Here is a 12304-nt window from a genome sequence, read left to right on the forward strand (position 1 = left end):
CGGCACAGCAGCCCCAGCAATATCAAGGAGATAAAATGTCCGAACCCCTGGTAATCCCCTGCCCCCACTGCAACGGCCTCAGCCGCCTGCCCGCCGAGCGCCTGGGCGACAGCCCCAAATGCGGCCGCTGCAAGCAGGACGTGCTGCTCGCTCAGCCCTTCGAACTGAATGAGGGTGCCTACGCCGCCCAGATCAAGGGCGACCTGCCGCTGCTGCTGGATGTCTGGGCCGACTGGTGCGGCCCCTGCAAGAGCTTCGCCCCGGTGTTCGAACAGGCCGCGCGCCAGCTCGCTGGTCGCTGCCGCCTGGCCAAGCTAGACAGCGAGGCCAACCGCAATCTCGCCGGCCAGCTCGGCATCCGCTCGATCCCCAGCCTGATCCTGTTCAGGAACGGCCGCGAAGTGGCTCGCCAAGCCGGCGCGTTTCCACTGCAGTCGCTGCTGGAATGGCTACGGACTCAGGGGATCTAGGCGCTGCGCTCAAGCAGATCGTGCAGTTCAACGAACTGCTGGGTCAGCTTGTGCCGTGGCTCCAGGTGGATCAGCGGCAGGCTGGCATGGTGGGATTCGCGCATCTTCACCGAACTGCCCAGGTACACCGGCAGCACCGGCAGGCCTTCAGCGAGCAGCTCGTCGAGCATCTGCTGGGGCAGGCTGGCCCGTGACTGGAACTGGTTGACCACGATGCCCTCGACCACCAGCTCGTCGTTGTGGTCTTCCTTGAGTTCGTCGATCTCGGCCAGCAGGCCGTACAGCGCCTGGCGCGAGAAGCTGTCGCAATCGAAGGGAATCAGCACGCGATCGGCAGCGATCAGTGCGGAAACTGCATAGAAATTCAACGCTGGCGGCGTGTCGATGTAGATCCGCTCGTAGTCTTCGTCCAGCTCGTCGAGCAGTTTGCGCAGCTTGTTGATCTTGTGCTTGGCCTCGAGCTTGGGCTGCAGGTCGGCCAGCTCCGAGGTGGCGGTCACCACGTGGAGGTTGTCGAAGGGGGTTTCATAGATGTCGACCTTGTTCTTCTTGGCGAACGGCCCACTGGACAGCGACTGCTTGAAGAAGTCGGCGATACCCATGGGGATGTCGTCGCCGGTCAGGCCGGTGAGGTACTGGGTCGAGTTGGCCTGGGCATCCAGGTCGATCAGCAGGGTCCGATAGCCTTCACTGGCACTGACCGCCGCAAGATTGCAGGCAATGCTCGACTTGCCCACGCCACCTTTCTGATTGAACACCACGCGCCGCATGACAGACCTCCGTGTATCAACGAATGCCCGAGTATGTGGCGCCGCACCGCTAATGGCCAGCACTTCGCTCAAGTTGGGCGGCCAGCGACCGACAACCTGTCACTGACCAGCCGTCGGAAAACACTTACGCAGCAGATCCGATTCGATACTTCTGCGCAAATGCAATGTCTGACTGACAGGAATGTAACGACTAATTGCTACACACCTCCGTCACCGGGATAATGCGCGCCACTCGGCAAAGCGCCACCCTGCAAGGTCTGTGTTCCGAGTCATCCCCAAGGCAAGGAAGTCCCACAGGGCGGGAAGTAACAAGCACCGTGATCACCTTTGATATCAGCCAATGGCGCGCCTGGGCGCCCGGCCTGCAGACGCCCGACGACTGGCAGTCCTGGGCCGACCATGACCTGCACCCATGCGCCGCGGAGCAGGTGCCGGACGTCTCGTTCCTGCCCGCCATGCAACGCCGCCGCCTGAGCCCGCTCGCACGCATGGCGTTCGCCGTGGGCTGGCCACTGGCCGAGGGTTGCGAACCGATGCCACTGGTGTTCGTCTCGCGCCACGGCGAAACGCCGCGCACCTTGTCGATCCTCAGCGACCTGGCCGCACAGCAGCCGCTGTCACCCACCCAGTTCAGTCTCTCGGTGCACAATGCCGTGATCGGCCTGTGGTCGATCCTGCGCGGCGAGACGTGCGAGATGACCGCCCTGGCCGCGGCCGGCGACGGTTTCGAGCAAGGCCTGCTGGAAGCCGCGGCCTTGCTGCGCGAAGGGGCGCCGGCGGTGCTGCTGATCATCGCCGAGGAACAACCGCCGTCGGTCTACGGCCCCTGGATCGACGATGTGCCGTTTGGCTACGCGCTGGCATTGCGCCTCACGCCTGGGCGACAATGGCAGCTGGCACTAGGCCACCCCTCATCGCCCGATGCTCCCCGCCCCGCGCTGCCCCACGCCTTGAGCTGGCTGCAAGCCACGCTGGGTGGTGCCCGAACCCTTTCCCATACCTGGAACCGCCGCACATGGAACTGGCAACGACAGCCATAGAGCGCCCCCGGGACGCCTACCTGTGGCGCCTGCTGGCAACCGCCCTGAGCTTTGGCCTGTTCGGCCTGGGTGGCCTGTGCCTGCGTCTTTTGGTATTCCCCCTGCTCGCCTGCCTGCCGGGTGACCCCGCGCGCCACCGCCAGCGCGCCCGGCGCACCATCGGCTGGCTGTTCTGGCGCTTCATCCGTTTCATGCAGGTGGCCGGCGTGCTCACCTACGAGATCAAGGGCGCCGAGCGCCTGGGCCGCCCCGGGCAGATGATCATCGCCAACCACCCCTCTTTGATCGACGTGGTGTTCCTCATCGGCCTGGTGCGCCAGGCCAACTGCGTGGTCAAGCACAGCCTGTTCGCCAACCCGTTCACCCGCGGCCCGGTGAGCGAGGCCCAGTACATCGGCAACGACGGCAGCATGGACATGCTCGACAGCGCCGTCGCCGCCTTGCAGCAAGGCCAGCCGCTGATCATCTTCCCCGAAGGCACGCGCACCGCGCCCGGCCATGTCCCCGCCTTTCATCGCGGCGCCGCGGCCATCGCCCTCAGGGGTGCGAAGATCATCACGCCCGTGACCATCCGGGTCAGCCCCACCACCCTGACCAAGAACGAGCCCTGGTACCGCATTCCCTGGCGCCGCGTGCATTTCTGCTTCAGCGTCGGCGCCGACATCGACCCCCAGGCTTTCGCCGCCATGGGCCCGGCGCCGATCGCGTCGCGCCGACTCAACGATTTCCTGCACCAGCACTATACAAAGGAGCTCGCCGCCGATGAGCGATCCACAGCAAGACCTGAACCGTGACCTCAAGCAACTGATCATCGACGCCCTGGGCCTGGAAGACATCAGCGTGCAGGACATCGACGACCAGCAGACCCTGTTCGGTGAAGGCCTGGGCCTGGACTCGGTGGACGCCCTCGAGCTCGGCCTGGCGATCCAGAAGCGCTATGGCATCAAGATCGACGCCGATGCCAAGGACACCCGCAACCATTTCAGCAACGTCGCCACCCTCGCGGCGTTCGTCACCGCTCGTCAGGCAGCCTGAGACCGCACCATGCAAACCCGTGAAGACATCTTCAACATCCTGCGCGACGCCCTGGTCGAGCTGTTCGAACTGGAATCCGAGCGCGTGACCCTGGACGCCAACCTGTACCAGGACCTGGAAATCGACAGCATCGATGCCGTCGACCTGATCGACCACATCAAGCGCCAGACCGGCAAGAAGATCGCCGCCGACGACTTCAAGTCGGTACGCACCGTCGGTGACGTGGTCGAGGCGGTGCACCGCCTGGTCAACCCGGCGGCATGAAACGCCTGATCGGCCTCGGCCTGCTGCTGGCCGGGCTGCTGTACCCCTTCGCGGTGCACTTCGGCATGGCCCATTTCGCCCCCTGGCAATTCGGCCTGCTGCTCGGCGGCCTGTGGCTGGCCCGTGCCCTGACCACGCCGCGCCGCCCAGGCAGCCTGTGGATGGCGCTGGCGGCGCTGGCGTTCTGCGCCCTGCTGGGGCTGTCCGACAGTCCGCATCTGCTGCGCTGGTACCCGGTGCTGATCAGCGCCTTCATGCTGGCCCTGTTCGGCACCAGCCTGCTGCGCGGCATGCCGGTGGCCGAACGCCTGGCGCGCCTGCGCGACCCCGATCTGCCGCCCCATGCGGTGCGCTACACGCGGCGGGTGACGCAGGTGTGGTGCCTGTTCTTCCTGGTCAATGGCCTGGTCGCCGCGGGCCTGACCCTGTGGGCGCCGCTGGCCTGGTGGACCCTGTACAACGGCCTGATCGCCTATGCCGCGATGGGCCTGCTGTTCGCCGTCGAATGGCTGATAAGACAACGTGTGCGAGGACGCTCATGAACTGGATCAACCTCGAACACCTGCTGCGCCCGCTGGACGCACCGCGCCGGGTGACCCACGCACCATCCCTGGACCACGCCCAGCTCAGCCTGCAGGCCCTGCGCCTGGCCGGCGGCCTGCGTGAGCGCGGGATCCGCCGCCTGGCCGTGCACCTGGAAGACGCCGCGTCGCTGGCCATCGCCCTGCTCGGCGCCTGGCGCGCTGGCGCCGAAGTGCTGCTGCCCGCCGACCTGCAGCCCGCCACCCGGGAACGCTGGCAGGCCCAGGTCGACCTGTGGCTGACCACCGACCAGCAGCTCGACGACCTGCTGGGAGAGGCCCTCGCCCCCTCCGATCTCGACCTCGACACCTGCCGCATCAGCCTGTGCACCTCCGGCTCCAGCGGCGAGCCCAAGCGCATCGACAAGCAGCTGCGCCAGCTGGCCAACGAGGTCAATGCCCTGGAGCAGCTCTGGGGCAAGGACCTCGGCACGGCCTGGATCATCGGCAGTGTCGCCACCCAGCACATCTATGGCCTGCTGTTCCGCGTCCTCTGGCCACTGTGTGCCGGGCGCGGCTTCGAGCGCCGCCAACTGCCATTTCCCGAAGACCTGCAACGCGCCAGCCGCGAGCACCCGGCGTTCGCCTGGGTGGCCAGCCCGGCACTGCTCAAGCGCATGGGCGACAACCTCGACTGGCCGGCCCTGGGCCCGGTGCGCAGGGTGTTCTCCTCCGGCGGCGAACTGCCGTCGGTCGCCGCCGAAAGCCTGCAACAGCGCCTGGGACAATGGCCCACCGAGATCCTCGGCAGCTCCGAGACCGGCGGTATCGCCTGGCGCCAGGGCGAGCCGCTGTGGCAACCCTTTGCCGACGTGCAGTTGAGCCAGGATGACCAGGGCGCCCTGCGCATCGCTTCGCCCTACCTGCCCGCCGGTCACGTCGAACAGAGCGCCGACGCCGCCGAGTTCAGCGACGACGGGCGCTTCCGCCTGCTCGGTAGACTGGACCGCATCGTCAAGCTCGAGGAAAAGCGCATCTCGCTGCCCATGCTCGAACAGGCCCTGTGCGCCCATGCCTGGGTCGCCGAAGCACGCCTGGGGGTGATCGAGGAAGGCCGCGCCTACCTCGGCGCCCTGGTAGCCCTGACCCCGGCCGGGCTGCACGCCCTGCGCAACCAGGGCCGCCGCGCCGTGATCGACGGCCTGCGCCAGCACCTGGCCGGCCATTGCGAGGCGCTGGCCCTGCCACGGCGCTGGCGCCTGGCCCGGCAGTTGCCGCTCAACTCCCAGGGCAAGCTGCCCCAGGCCGAGCTGCAGGCCCTGCTGCTGGCCCCGCGCAGCATGGCACCAGAGGTGCTGGCGCAGACGCAGCAAGGCGAAGAACTGCATCTGCGCCTGGCCATCCCCCTGGACCTCGCTTGCTTCCCCGGGCACTTCCCACAAACGCCCGTGCTCCCGGGTGTGGTCCAGATCGATTGGGCAATCGCCCTGGCTGCCTCGCGCCTGCAACTGGCCCAGCGCTTCGCCGGCATGGAAGTGCTCAAGTTCCAGCAACTGGTGCGCCCGGGCGACGAACTGCTGCTGACCCTGCGTTTCGACGCCACGCGCGGCAAGCTCTACTTCGCCTACACCTGCTCCGGACAACCCTGCTCCAGTGGCCGCATCGTGCTGGAGGCAGCCTGTGCATAAGCCTTGCGCGGTGATCCCGGTGTACAACCACGAGCAGGCGCTGCCCAAGGTGGTCGACGACCTGCTGCGCGCCGGCCTGCCTTGCGTGCTGGTCGACGACGCCAGCCACGCGGCCTGCGCCCGGGTACTGGGCCAGCTGGCCGAGCGCGACGACGTTCACCTGGTCACCCTGGCAGTCAACCAGGGCAAGGGCGGCGCGGTGATGGCCGGCCTGCGCGAAGCTGCGCGACTGGGCTTCAGCCACGCCCTGCAAGTGGACGCCGATGGCCAGCACGACCTGGCCGATGTCAGCCTCTTCCTGACCCAGTCGCAGGCTTATCCACAGGCGCTGGTGTGCGGTTATCCACAGTACGATGCCAGCGTGCCCAAGGGCCGCCTGTATGCCCGCTACCTGACCCACGTGTGGGTGTGGATCAACAGCCTGTCGCTGCGCATCCCCGATTCGATGTGCGGATTTCGTGTCTACCCGCTGCCCGCGACCCTGGCGCTGATCGACAGCGTCAGCCTCGGCCGGCGCATGGATTTCGACCCGGAGATCCTGGTGCGCCTGGCGTGGCGCAACCAGCCGATGCGCTGGTTGCCGACCAAGGTCCACTATCCCCAGGACGGCCTGTCGCACTTTCGCCTGCTCCACGACAACGCACTGATCTCGAAGATGCACGCCAAGCTGTTCTTCGGCATGCTCGTGCGCGCCCCGCTGATCCTCTGGCGCAGGTGGCACGCATGAGCGAGCGTCCGCAACACTGGGCCGAGCACCAGGAACGCGGCAGCTTCTGGCTGATGAAGCTCACCGCCACCCTGGCCCGCCTGCTCGGGCGGCGCGTGCTCAGCCCGCTGATCCATGTGATCGTCGCCTATTTCTTCGTCTTCGGCGGCCGCGCCCGGCGCAGCGCCTGGCAGTACCAGCAGCGCCTGCACCGCTGGAGCGCCGGCCAGGTCCAGGCGCCCGGCCAGTGGCGCGTGTTCCGCCAGTTCATGTCATTTGCCGAAGCCCTGCTGGACAAGCTCGACGTATGGAACGGTCGGCTGGCGCTTTCGCAGATCGACATCGTCGACCCGGCCAACCTGCGCCAGCAGTTGCGCGGCGAACGCGGGCAAATGCTGGTGGGCGCGCACCTGGGCAACCTGGAAGTGTGCCGGGCCCTGGCCGAGATCGGCGAAAAAGTGACCATGAACGTGCTGGTGCATACCCGCCATGCCGAACACTTCAACCGCCTGCTGGGCGAAGCCGGCGCCAGCCACCTGCGGCTGATCCAGGTCAGCGAGCTGGACCCGGCAGTGATGCTGCAACTGTCCGAGCGTCTCGAGCGTGGCGAGTGGCTGGCGATTGCCGGCGACCGCGTGCCGCTGCATGGCGGTCGCACCGTGGAGGTGGACTTCCTCGGCCACCCGGCGGCGTTCCCCCAGGGGCCGTGGCTGCTGGCCGGGCTGCTCGGCTGCCCGCTCAACCTGCTGTTCTGCCTCAAGCTTCAGGGCCGCTACCAGGTCACCCTCGAGCCGTTCGTCGAGCGCCTGCAGTGGCGCCGTGGCCAACGCGACGCGGTGATCGCCGAATGGACCGCCCGCTACGCCGAACGCCTGGGCCACTACTGCGCCCAGGCACCGCTGCAATGGTTCAATTTCTACCCCTTCTGGAAGACCGATGACGATGCATCCGCATGAGCCTGTAACCTTCGGCGAAGCGCCGCTGGCGATCGAAGACGTCCTGGCCCTGGCCGAGCGCCGCGCGCCGTCGCGCCTGCAGGCTGACGCCGCCTACCGCGAGCGCATTGCCCGTGGCGCGCGCTTCCTCGACACCTTGCTGGACAAGGAAGGGGTGATCTACGGCGTGACCACCGGCTACGGCGACTCCTGCGTGGTGGCCGTGCCGCTGGAGCGCGTCGAGGCCCTGCCCCGCCACCTCTACACCTTCCACGGCTGCGGCCTGGGCCGGCTGCTCGACGCGCCGGCGACCCGCGCCGTGCTGGCGGCGCGCCTGCGCTCGCTGAGCCATGGCGTGTCCGGCGTGCGCCTGGAGCTGCTGGAACGCCTGCAGGCGTTCATCGAGCACGACATCCTGCCGCTGATCCCGGAAGAAGGCTCGGTTGGCGCCAGCGGCGACCTGACACCGCTTTCCTACGTGGCCGCGGCCCTGTCGGGCGAGCGCGAAGTCATGTACCAGGGCGAGCGCCGCAGCAGCGCCGACGTGCACCGCGAACTCGGCTGGCAGCCCCTGGTGCTGCGCCCCAAGGAAGCGCTGGCGCTGATGAACGGTACCGCGGTAATGACCGGCCTGGCCTGCCTGGCCTTCGCCCGCGCCGACTACCTGCTCAAGCTGGCCACGCGCATCACCGCGCTCAATGTCGTCGCCCTGCAGGGCAACCCCGAGCACTTCGACGAGCGCCTGTTCGCCGCCAAGCCACACCCGGGGCAGACCCAGGTCGCCGCCTGGCTGCGCCAGGACCTGGCCATCGAAGCCCCGCTGCCGCCGCTGCATCGCCTGCAGGACCGCTACTCGCTGCGCTGCGCGCCCCATGTGCTGGGCGTGCTGGCCGATAGCCTGGGCTGGCTGCGCGGGTTCATCGAAACCGAGCTCAACAGCGCCAACGACAACCCGATCATCGACGGTGATGCCGAGCGCGTGCTGCACGGCGGGCATTTCTATGGCGGGCACATCGCCTTCGCCATGGACAGCCTGAAGAACCTGGTGGCCAACGTCGCCGACCTGCTCGACCGCCAGCTCGCCCTGCTGGTGGACGTGCGCTACAACCACGGCCTGCCGAGCAACCTCTCGGGCGCCCCCGCCGAGCGCGCCATGCTCAACCACGGTTTCAAGGCCGTGCAGATTGGCGCCAGCGCCTGGACCGCCGAGGCGCTCAAGCAGACCATGCCCGCCAGCGTGTTCTCCCGCTCCACCGAATGCCACAACCAGGACAAGGTGAGCATGGGCACCATCGCCGCCCGCGACGCCCTGCGCGTGCTGGAGCTGACCGAACAGGTTGCCGCCGCCACCCTGCTGGCCGCCAACCAGGGGGTCTGGCTGCGCCAGCGCCTGGCCGACGCGCACGCTTTGCCGCCGGCCCTGGCGCAGATGCACGCAGCCTTGCTGGAGGACTTCGCCCCAGTCATCGAGGACCGCGCCCTGGAGCAGGACCTGCGCCTGTGCCTGGCCCGTATCGGCCAGCGCCACTGGAGGCTGCATGCGTAATCCCGGGGTGTTCCACGTCGACAGCGAGATCGTCGTGCCATTCTTCGACGTCGACAGCATGCACATCGTCTGGCACGGCCACTATGTGAAGTACCTGGAAGTCGCCCGCTGCGCGCTGCTCGACCGCCTGGAGCACGACTATCTGCGGATGCAGGCCAGCGGCTATGCGTGGCCTGTGATCGATCTGCAGCTGCGCTACATCCGCGGCGCCACCTTCGGCCAGCGCCTGACCGTGCGCGCCAGCCTGGTGGAATGGGAAAACCGCCTGAAGATCCACTACCTGATCAGTGACGCCGCCAGCGGCGAGCGTATGACCCGCGCCAGCACCGTGCAGGTGGCCGTGCACATCGAAAGCGGCGAAATGCAGCTGGCCTCGCCCCAGGCGATGCTCGATGCCGTCGCCAAGGTGCTGCCATGAGCGCCGCACGCTCCCACAGGGTCCTGATAACTATCGTTCTGCTGCTTATCAGCCCCCTGACCCTGGCTTTCACCCTCGACGACCTGCAAAAGCAGCTCAGCGAACCCGCCGTGGTCAGCGGCCCGTTCATCCAGGAAAAGCACCTGCGCGCCCTGCCCCAGCCGCTGACCAGCAAGGGCCGCTTCGTCCTGGCCCGCGACCACGGCCTGCTCTGGCTGCTGCAGTCCCCGTTGCGCCAGGACTACCGAATCGACGCCCAAGGCATCGCCCGCCGCGACCCGAGCGGCTGGCAAACCCTGCCCGCGCGCAGTGCCGGCGCCGAGCAGAACCGCCTGTTCTTCGCCGTGCTGCAAGGCGACAGCAGCGGCCTGCAACGCGATTTCGAACTGGCGCTTTCAGGCGACGCCGCGCACTGGCAATTGCGCCTGACCCCACGTTCGCTGCTGCTCAAGCAAGTCTTCACCCGCATCGACATCACCGGCGGGCGCTACGTCGAGCGCATCGAGCTGAGCGAAACCCAGGGCGACAGCACCGTGCTGCGCATGCCCGAAAGCCGTGGCGCCAGCGCCCTCAGCGACGCGGAGCGCAGCGATTTTGCCAACTGAACGCCTGCTGCCGCGTCTGTTCGCGGGCCTGCTGCTGATCATGCTTGCCGTGGCCGGCTGGCAATGGCATCGCGGCGCGCCGCTGTCGGCCGACCTGATGACCCTGGTGCCCGGCGCCACCCAGGACCCGCTGGTCAAGCAGGCCGAGCAGCGCATGCAGGAGCCGCTCAACCGCGAGCTGCTGGTGCTGGTCGGCCATTCCCAACGCGAGCAGGCCGTCGCCCTGGCCCAACGCCTGGCCGGGCAATGGCAGGCCAGCGGCCTGTTCGAGAAGGTGCAATGGAGCCTGCAGACCGACCTGCAAGCGCTACGCAGCCAGTTGCTGCAGGGCCGCGTGGCCATGCTCTCGACCCACGACCGGCAACTGCTGGCCGAGCAGCCCGACACCTTTGTCGAGCAACGCCTGCAAAGCCTGTTCGACCCCTTCGCCGGCTTCAGCCTGGTGGCAAGCCAGGATGACTGGCTCGGCCTGACCGGCCGCATCCAGCAGAGCCAGCCCAAGCCGGTCAACGTGCAGCTGGACACCGCCAGCGGCGCCCTGGTGGCCGAAGCCGACGGCCAGCAGTGGGTGCTGCTGCGCGCCCGCACCCTGGGCAACGCCTTCGACATGCACCTGCCCTTGCAGGTGGCCGACCTGCTGGCCCGCGCCCGCGACGACGCCGGCCAGCAAGGTGCCCGACTGCTGGCGGCCAGCGGCCTGCTGCATGCCGCGGCCGGCCAGCAACAGGCCAGCCGCGAGATCACCTGGGTCGGCGGCGGCGCCACCGCGGGCATCCTGCTGCTGTTGCTGCTTGCCTTCCGTCGCTGGCGTGTGCTGCTGGCCTTCGTGCCGGTGCTGGTGGGCATGCTGTTCGGCTCGGTGGTGTGCGTGGCGTTGTTCGGGCAGATGCACGTGATGACCTTGGTACTCGGCTCCAGCCTGATTGGCGTGGCCGTGGACTACCCGTTGCACTACCTGTCCAAGAGCTGGAGCCTGCAACCCTGGCGCAGTTGGCCGGCCGTGCGCCTGACCCTGCCAGGGCTGAGCCTGAGCCTGGCGACCAGCTGCATTGGCTACCTGGCCCTGGCCTTCACGCCGTTCCCCGCGCTGACCCAGATCGCCGCGTTCTCGGCCGCCGGCCTGGTCGGCGCCTACCTCAGCGCCGTGTGCCTGCTGCCGGCGTTGCTCGGCGGTGTCGAGCTGCGCCCGGCGCAGTGGCCACTGCGCGTCGCGCAATGGCTGACCGAACTGCGCGCCGGCCTGCTGCGCCGTGTCCCCAGCGCCGCGCTGCTGGCCCTGCTGGTGCTGTTCTGCGCTGCCGGACTGTGGCGCCTGGACAGCCGCAACGACGTGCGCCAGTGGGTCGGCAGCCCGCCGCACCTGCTGGAAGAAGCCCAGGCCGTGGCACGCATCACCGGCTACCAACCCACCAGCCAGTTCTACCTGGTGCGCGGCGCCGATCCACAGCAACTGCTGGAACGCCTGGCGGCGCTGTCGGAAAAACTCGACGAGCTGGTCGACCTGGGCAAGCTCAAGGGCTACATGTCCCTCGATCGGCTGGTCGCCAGCCCCGTCGAGCAGGCGCGCACGCTGCAGGCGCTGGATCGCCTGCCCGGACACTGGCAAGCGCTGCTGGCCCAGGGCGTTCCGCAAACCGCGCTGCTGGCCGAACTCAAGCAATTGCACCAGCTGCCGATCCAGTCCATCGACGATGTCCTCGCCGGCCCCATGGGCGAAGCCTGGCGCCCCTTGTGGCTGGGCCAGGTGGATCAGGGCGTGGCCGCCATCGTCAGCCTCCAGGGGCTGAACGATACCGCCTTGCTGCGCCTGCAGTCCGAGGGTCTGCCTGGCGTGCAATTGGTGGACCGGCTGGGTGAGCTGAACCAACTGTTCGCCGCCACCCAGGTCAGCGCCGCCGAGCTCAAGCTGCTGTCGTGCGTGTTGATCCTGGTACTGCTGGTGCTGCCGTTCGGCCTGCGCGGTGCCTTGCGCATCGTCGCCCTGCCGCTGCTCGCCGCGCTGTGCAGCCTGGCCCTGCTGGGCTGGCTCGGGCAGCCGCTGACGCTGTTCAGTCTATTCGGCCTGCTGCTGGTGACCGCCATCGGCGTCGACTACGCGATCCTCATGCACGAGCGCGTCGGCGGTGAGGCGGTGAGCCTGCTGGGCACCCTGCTGGCAGCGCTGACCACCTGGCTGTCGTTCGGCCTGCTGGCACTGTCGAGCACCCCGGCGGTGAGCAATTTCGGCCTGGCAGTAAGCCTGGGCCTGGCAATGAGCTTCATCCTGGCCCCCTGGGCCGCGTCGCGCGAAGGAGCGCACAGCTGAT

14 protein-coding genes are annotated in these 12304 nt (G+C 68.1%); 13 read left to right on the top strand and 1 reads right to left on the bottom strand.

Going from position 1 to position 12304, the window contains the following annotated elements; all coding sequences use genetic code 11:
• Nucleotides 1–35: 35 nt before the first annotated feature.
• The gene (trxC, locus tag HU735_RS00300) at nt 36–470 is read left to right on the top strand and encodes a thioredoxin TrxC (protein ID WP_186711980.1); all 435 of its coding nucleotides are present in this window, start codon (nt 36–38) and stop codon (nt 468–470) included.
• Here the strand turns inward: trxC and HU735_RS00305 are convergent.
• Nucleotides 467–1240: a ParA family protein gene (locus tag HU735_RS00305; RefSeq protein WP_186711981.1), complete on the bottom strand. Its 774-nt coding sequence runs from the start codon at nt 1238–1240 to the stop codon at nt 467–469. The two genes, trxC and HU735_RS00305, sit on opposite strands and share 4 nt — an antisense overlap.
• A gap of 317 nt (nt 1241–1557) precedes the next feature.
• Here HU735_RS00305 and HU735_RS00310 point away from each other — a divergent pair, with 317 nt between their 5' ends.
• Genes HU735_RS00310 through HU735_RS00365 form a run of 12 tightly spaced genes read left to right on the top strand, consistent with a single transcriptional unit; the run spans nt 1558 to nt 12303 of the window.
• Nucleotides 1558–2280 carry a beta-ketoacyl synthase chain length factor gene (locus HU735_RS00310; RefSeq protein ID WP_346655343.1) on the top strand — a complete coding sequence of 241 codons (723 nt, stop codon included), beginning with the start codon at nt 1558–1560 and terminating at the stop codon, nt 2278–2280.
• Nucleotides 2256–3074 (top strand): lysophospholipid acyltransferase family protein, encoded by an 819-nt coding sequence (locus HU735_RS00315; protein WP_186711982.1) that lies wholly within the window; start codon nt 2256–2258, stop codon nt 3072–3074. The genes HU735_RS00310 and HU735_RS00315 overlap by 25 nt, the downstream gene beginning before the upstream one ends.
• Complete coding sequence (locus HU735_RS00320; protein WP_186711983.1) at nt 3043–3315, top strand: phosphopantetheine-binding protein; 273 nt, start codon at nt 3043–3045, stop codon at nt 3313–3315. The genes HU735_RS00315 and HU735_RS00320 overlap by 32 nt, the downstream gene beginning before the upstream one ends.
• 9 nt (nt 3316–3324) lie before the next feature.
• Complete coding sequence (locus tag HU735_RS00325) at nt 3325–3579, top strand: acyl carrier protein (RefSeq protein ID WP_050707319.1); 255 nt, start codon at nt 3325–3327, stop codon at nt 3577–3579.
• Nucleotides 3576–4121 (top strand): hypothetical protein, encoded by a 546-nt coding sequence (locus tag HU735_RS00330; RefSeq protein WP_186711984.1) that lies wholly within the window; start codon nt 3576–3578, stop codon nt 4119–4121. The genes HU735_RS00325 and HU735_RS00330 overlap by 4 nt, the downstream gene beginning before the upstream one ends.
• Nucleotides 4118–5788, top strand: a complete 1671-nt coding sequence (locus HU735_RS00335) for an acyl-CoA synthetase family protein (protein ID WP_186711985.1) — start codon at nt 4118–4120, stop codon at nt 5786–5788. The genes HU735_RS00330 and HU735_RS00335 overlap by 4 nt, the downstream gene beginning before the upstream one ends.
• On the top strand, nt 5781–6515 hold the full coding sequence (locus HU735_RS00340) for a glycosyltransferase (protein ID WP_186711986.1): 735 nt from the start codon (nt 5781–5783) through the stop codon (nt 6513–6515). The genes HU735_RS00335 and HU735_RS00340 overlap by 8 nt, the downstream gene beginning before the upstream one ends.
• Nucleotides 6512–7450 (top strand): glycosyl transferase, encoded by a 939-nt coding sequence (locus tag HU735_RS00345; protein ID WP_050707323.1) that lies wholly within the window; start codon nt 6512–6514, stop codon nt 7448–7450. Before HU735_RS00340 ends, HU735_RS00345 begins: the two co-directional genes overlap by 4 nt.
• Entirely contained in the window at nt 7431–8975 is a 1545-nt protein-coding gene (locus HU735_RS00350; protein ID WP_186711987.1) for an aromatic amino acid ammonia-lyase, read from the top strand. Before HU735_RS00345 ends, HU735_RS00350 begins: the two co-directional genes overlap by 20 nt.
• Entirely contained in the window at nt 8968–9393 is a 426-nt protein-coding gene (locus HU735_RS00355) for an acyl-CoA thioesterase (protein WP_186711988.1), read from the top strand. Before HU735_RS00350 ends, HU735_RS00355 begins: the two co-directional genes overlap by 8 nt.
• Nucleotides 9390–9998 (top strand): outer membrane lipoprotein carrier protein LolA, encoded by a 609-nt coding sequence (locus HU735_RS00360; protein WP_186711989.1) that lies wholly within the window; start codon nt 9390–9392, stop codon nt 9996–9998. Before HU735_RS00355 ends, HU735_RS00360 begins: the two co-directional genes overlap by 4 nt.
• Nucleotides 9988–12303, top strand: a complete 2316-nt coding sequence (locus HU735_RS00365) for a hypothetical protein (RefSeq protein WP_186711990.1) — start codon at nt 9988–9990, stop codon at nt 12301–12303. Before HU735_RS00360 ends, HU735_RS00365 begins: the two co-directional genes overlap by 11 nt.
• The last annotated feature ends 1 nt before the right edge of the window (nt 12304 follow it).

It is taken from the genome of Pseudomonas sp. BW16M2 (assembly GCF_014268865.1).
GTDB lineage: Bacteria > Pseudomonadota > Gammaproteobacteria > Pseudomonadales > Pseudomonadaceae > Aquipseudomonas > Aquipseudomonas peradeniyensis.

Bases quoted from the DNA above. Each gene is read 5' to 3' on its own strand.
- trxC (WP_186711980.1), top strand. From the start codon at position 36: ATGTCCGAACCCCTGGTAATCCCCTGCCCCCACTGCAACGGCCTCAGC.
- HU735_RS00305 (WP_186711981.1), bottom strand. From the start codon at position 1,240: ATGCGGCGCGTGGTGTTCAATCAGAAAGGTGGCGTGGGCAAGTCGAGC.
- HU735_RS00315 (WP_186711982.1), top strand. From the start codon at position 2,256: ATGGAACTGGCAACGACAGCCATAGAGCGCCCCCGGGACGCCTACCTG.
- HU735_RS00320 (WP_186711983.1), top strand. From the start codon at position 3,043: ATGAGCGATCCACAGCAAGACCTGAACCGTGACCTCAAGCAACTGATC.
- HU735_RS00325 (WP_050707319.1), top strand. From the start codon at position 3,325: ATGCAAACCCGTGAAGACATCTTCAACATCCTGCGCGACGCCCTGGTC.
- HU735_RS00330 (WP_186711984.1), top strand. From the start codon at position 3,576: ATGAAACGCCTGATCGGCCTCGGCCTGCTGCTGGCCGGGCTGCTGTAC.
- HU735_RS00335 (WP_186711985.1), top strand. From the start codon at position 4,118: ATGAACTGGATCAACCTCGAACACCTGCTGCGCCCGCTGGACGCACCG.
- HU735_RS00345 (WP_050707323.1), top strand. From the start codon at position 6,512: ATGAGCGAGCGTCCGCAACACTGGGCCGAGCACCAGGAACGCGGCAGC.
- HU735_RS00350 (WP_186711987.1), top strand. From the start codon at position 7,431: ATGACGATGCATCCGCATGAGCCTGTAACCTTCGGCGAAGCGCCGCTG.
- HU735_RS00355 (WP_186711988.1), top strand. From the start codon at position 8,968: ATGCGTAATCCCGGGGTGTTCCACGTCGACAGCGAGATCGTCGTGCCA.
- HU735_RS00360 (WP_186711989.1), top strand. From the start codon at position 9,390: ATGAGCGCCGCACGCTCCCACAGGGTCCTGATAACTATCGTTCTGCTG.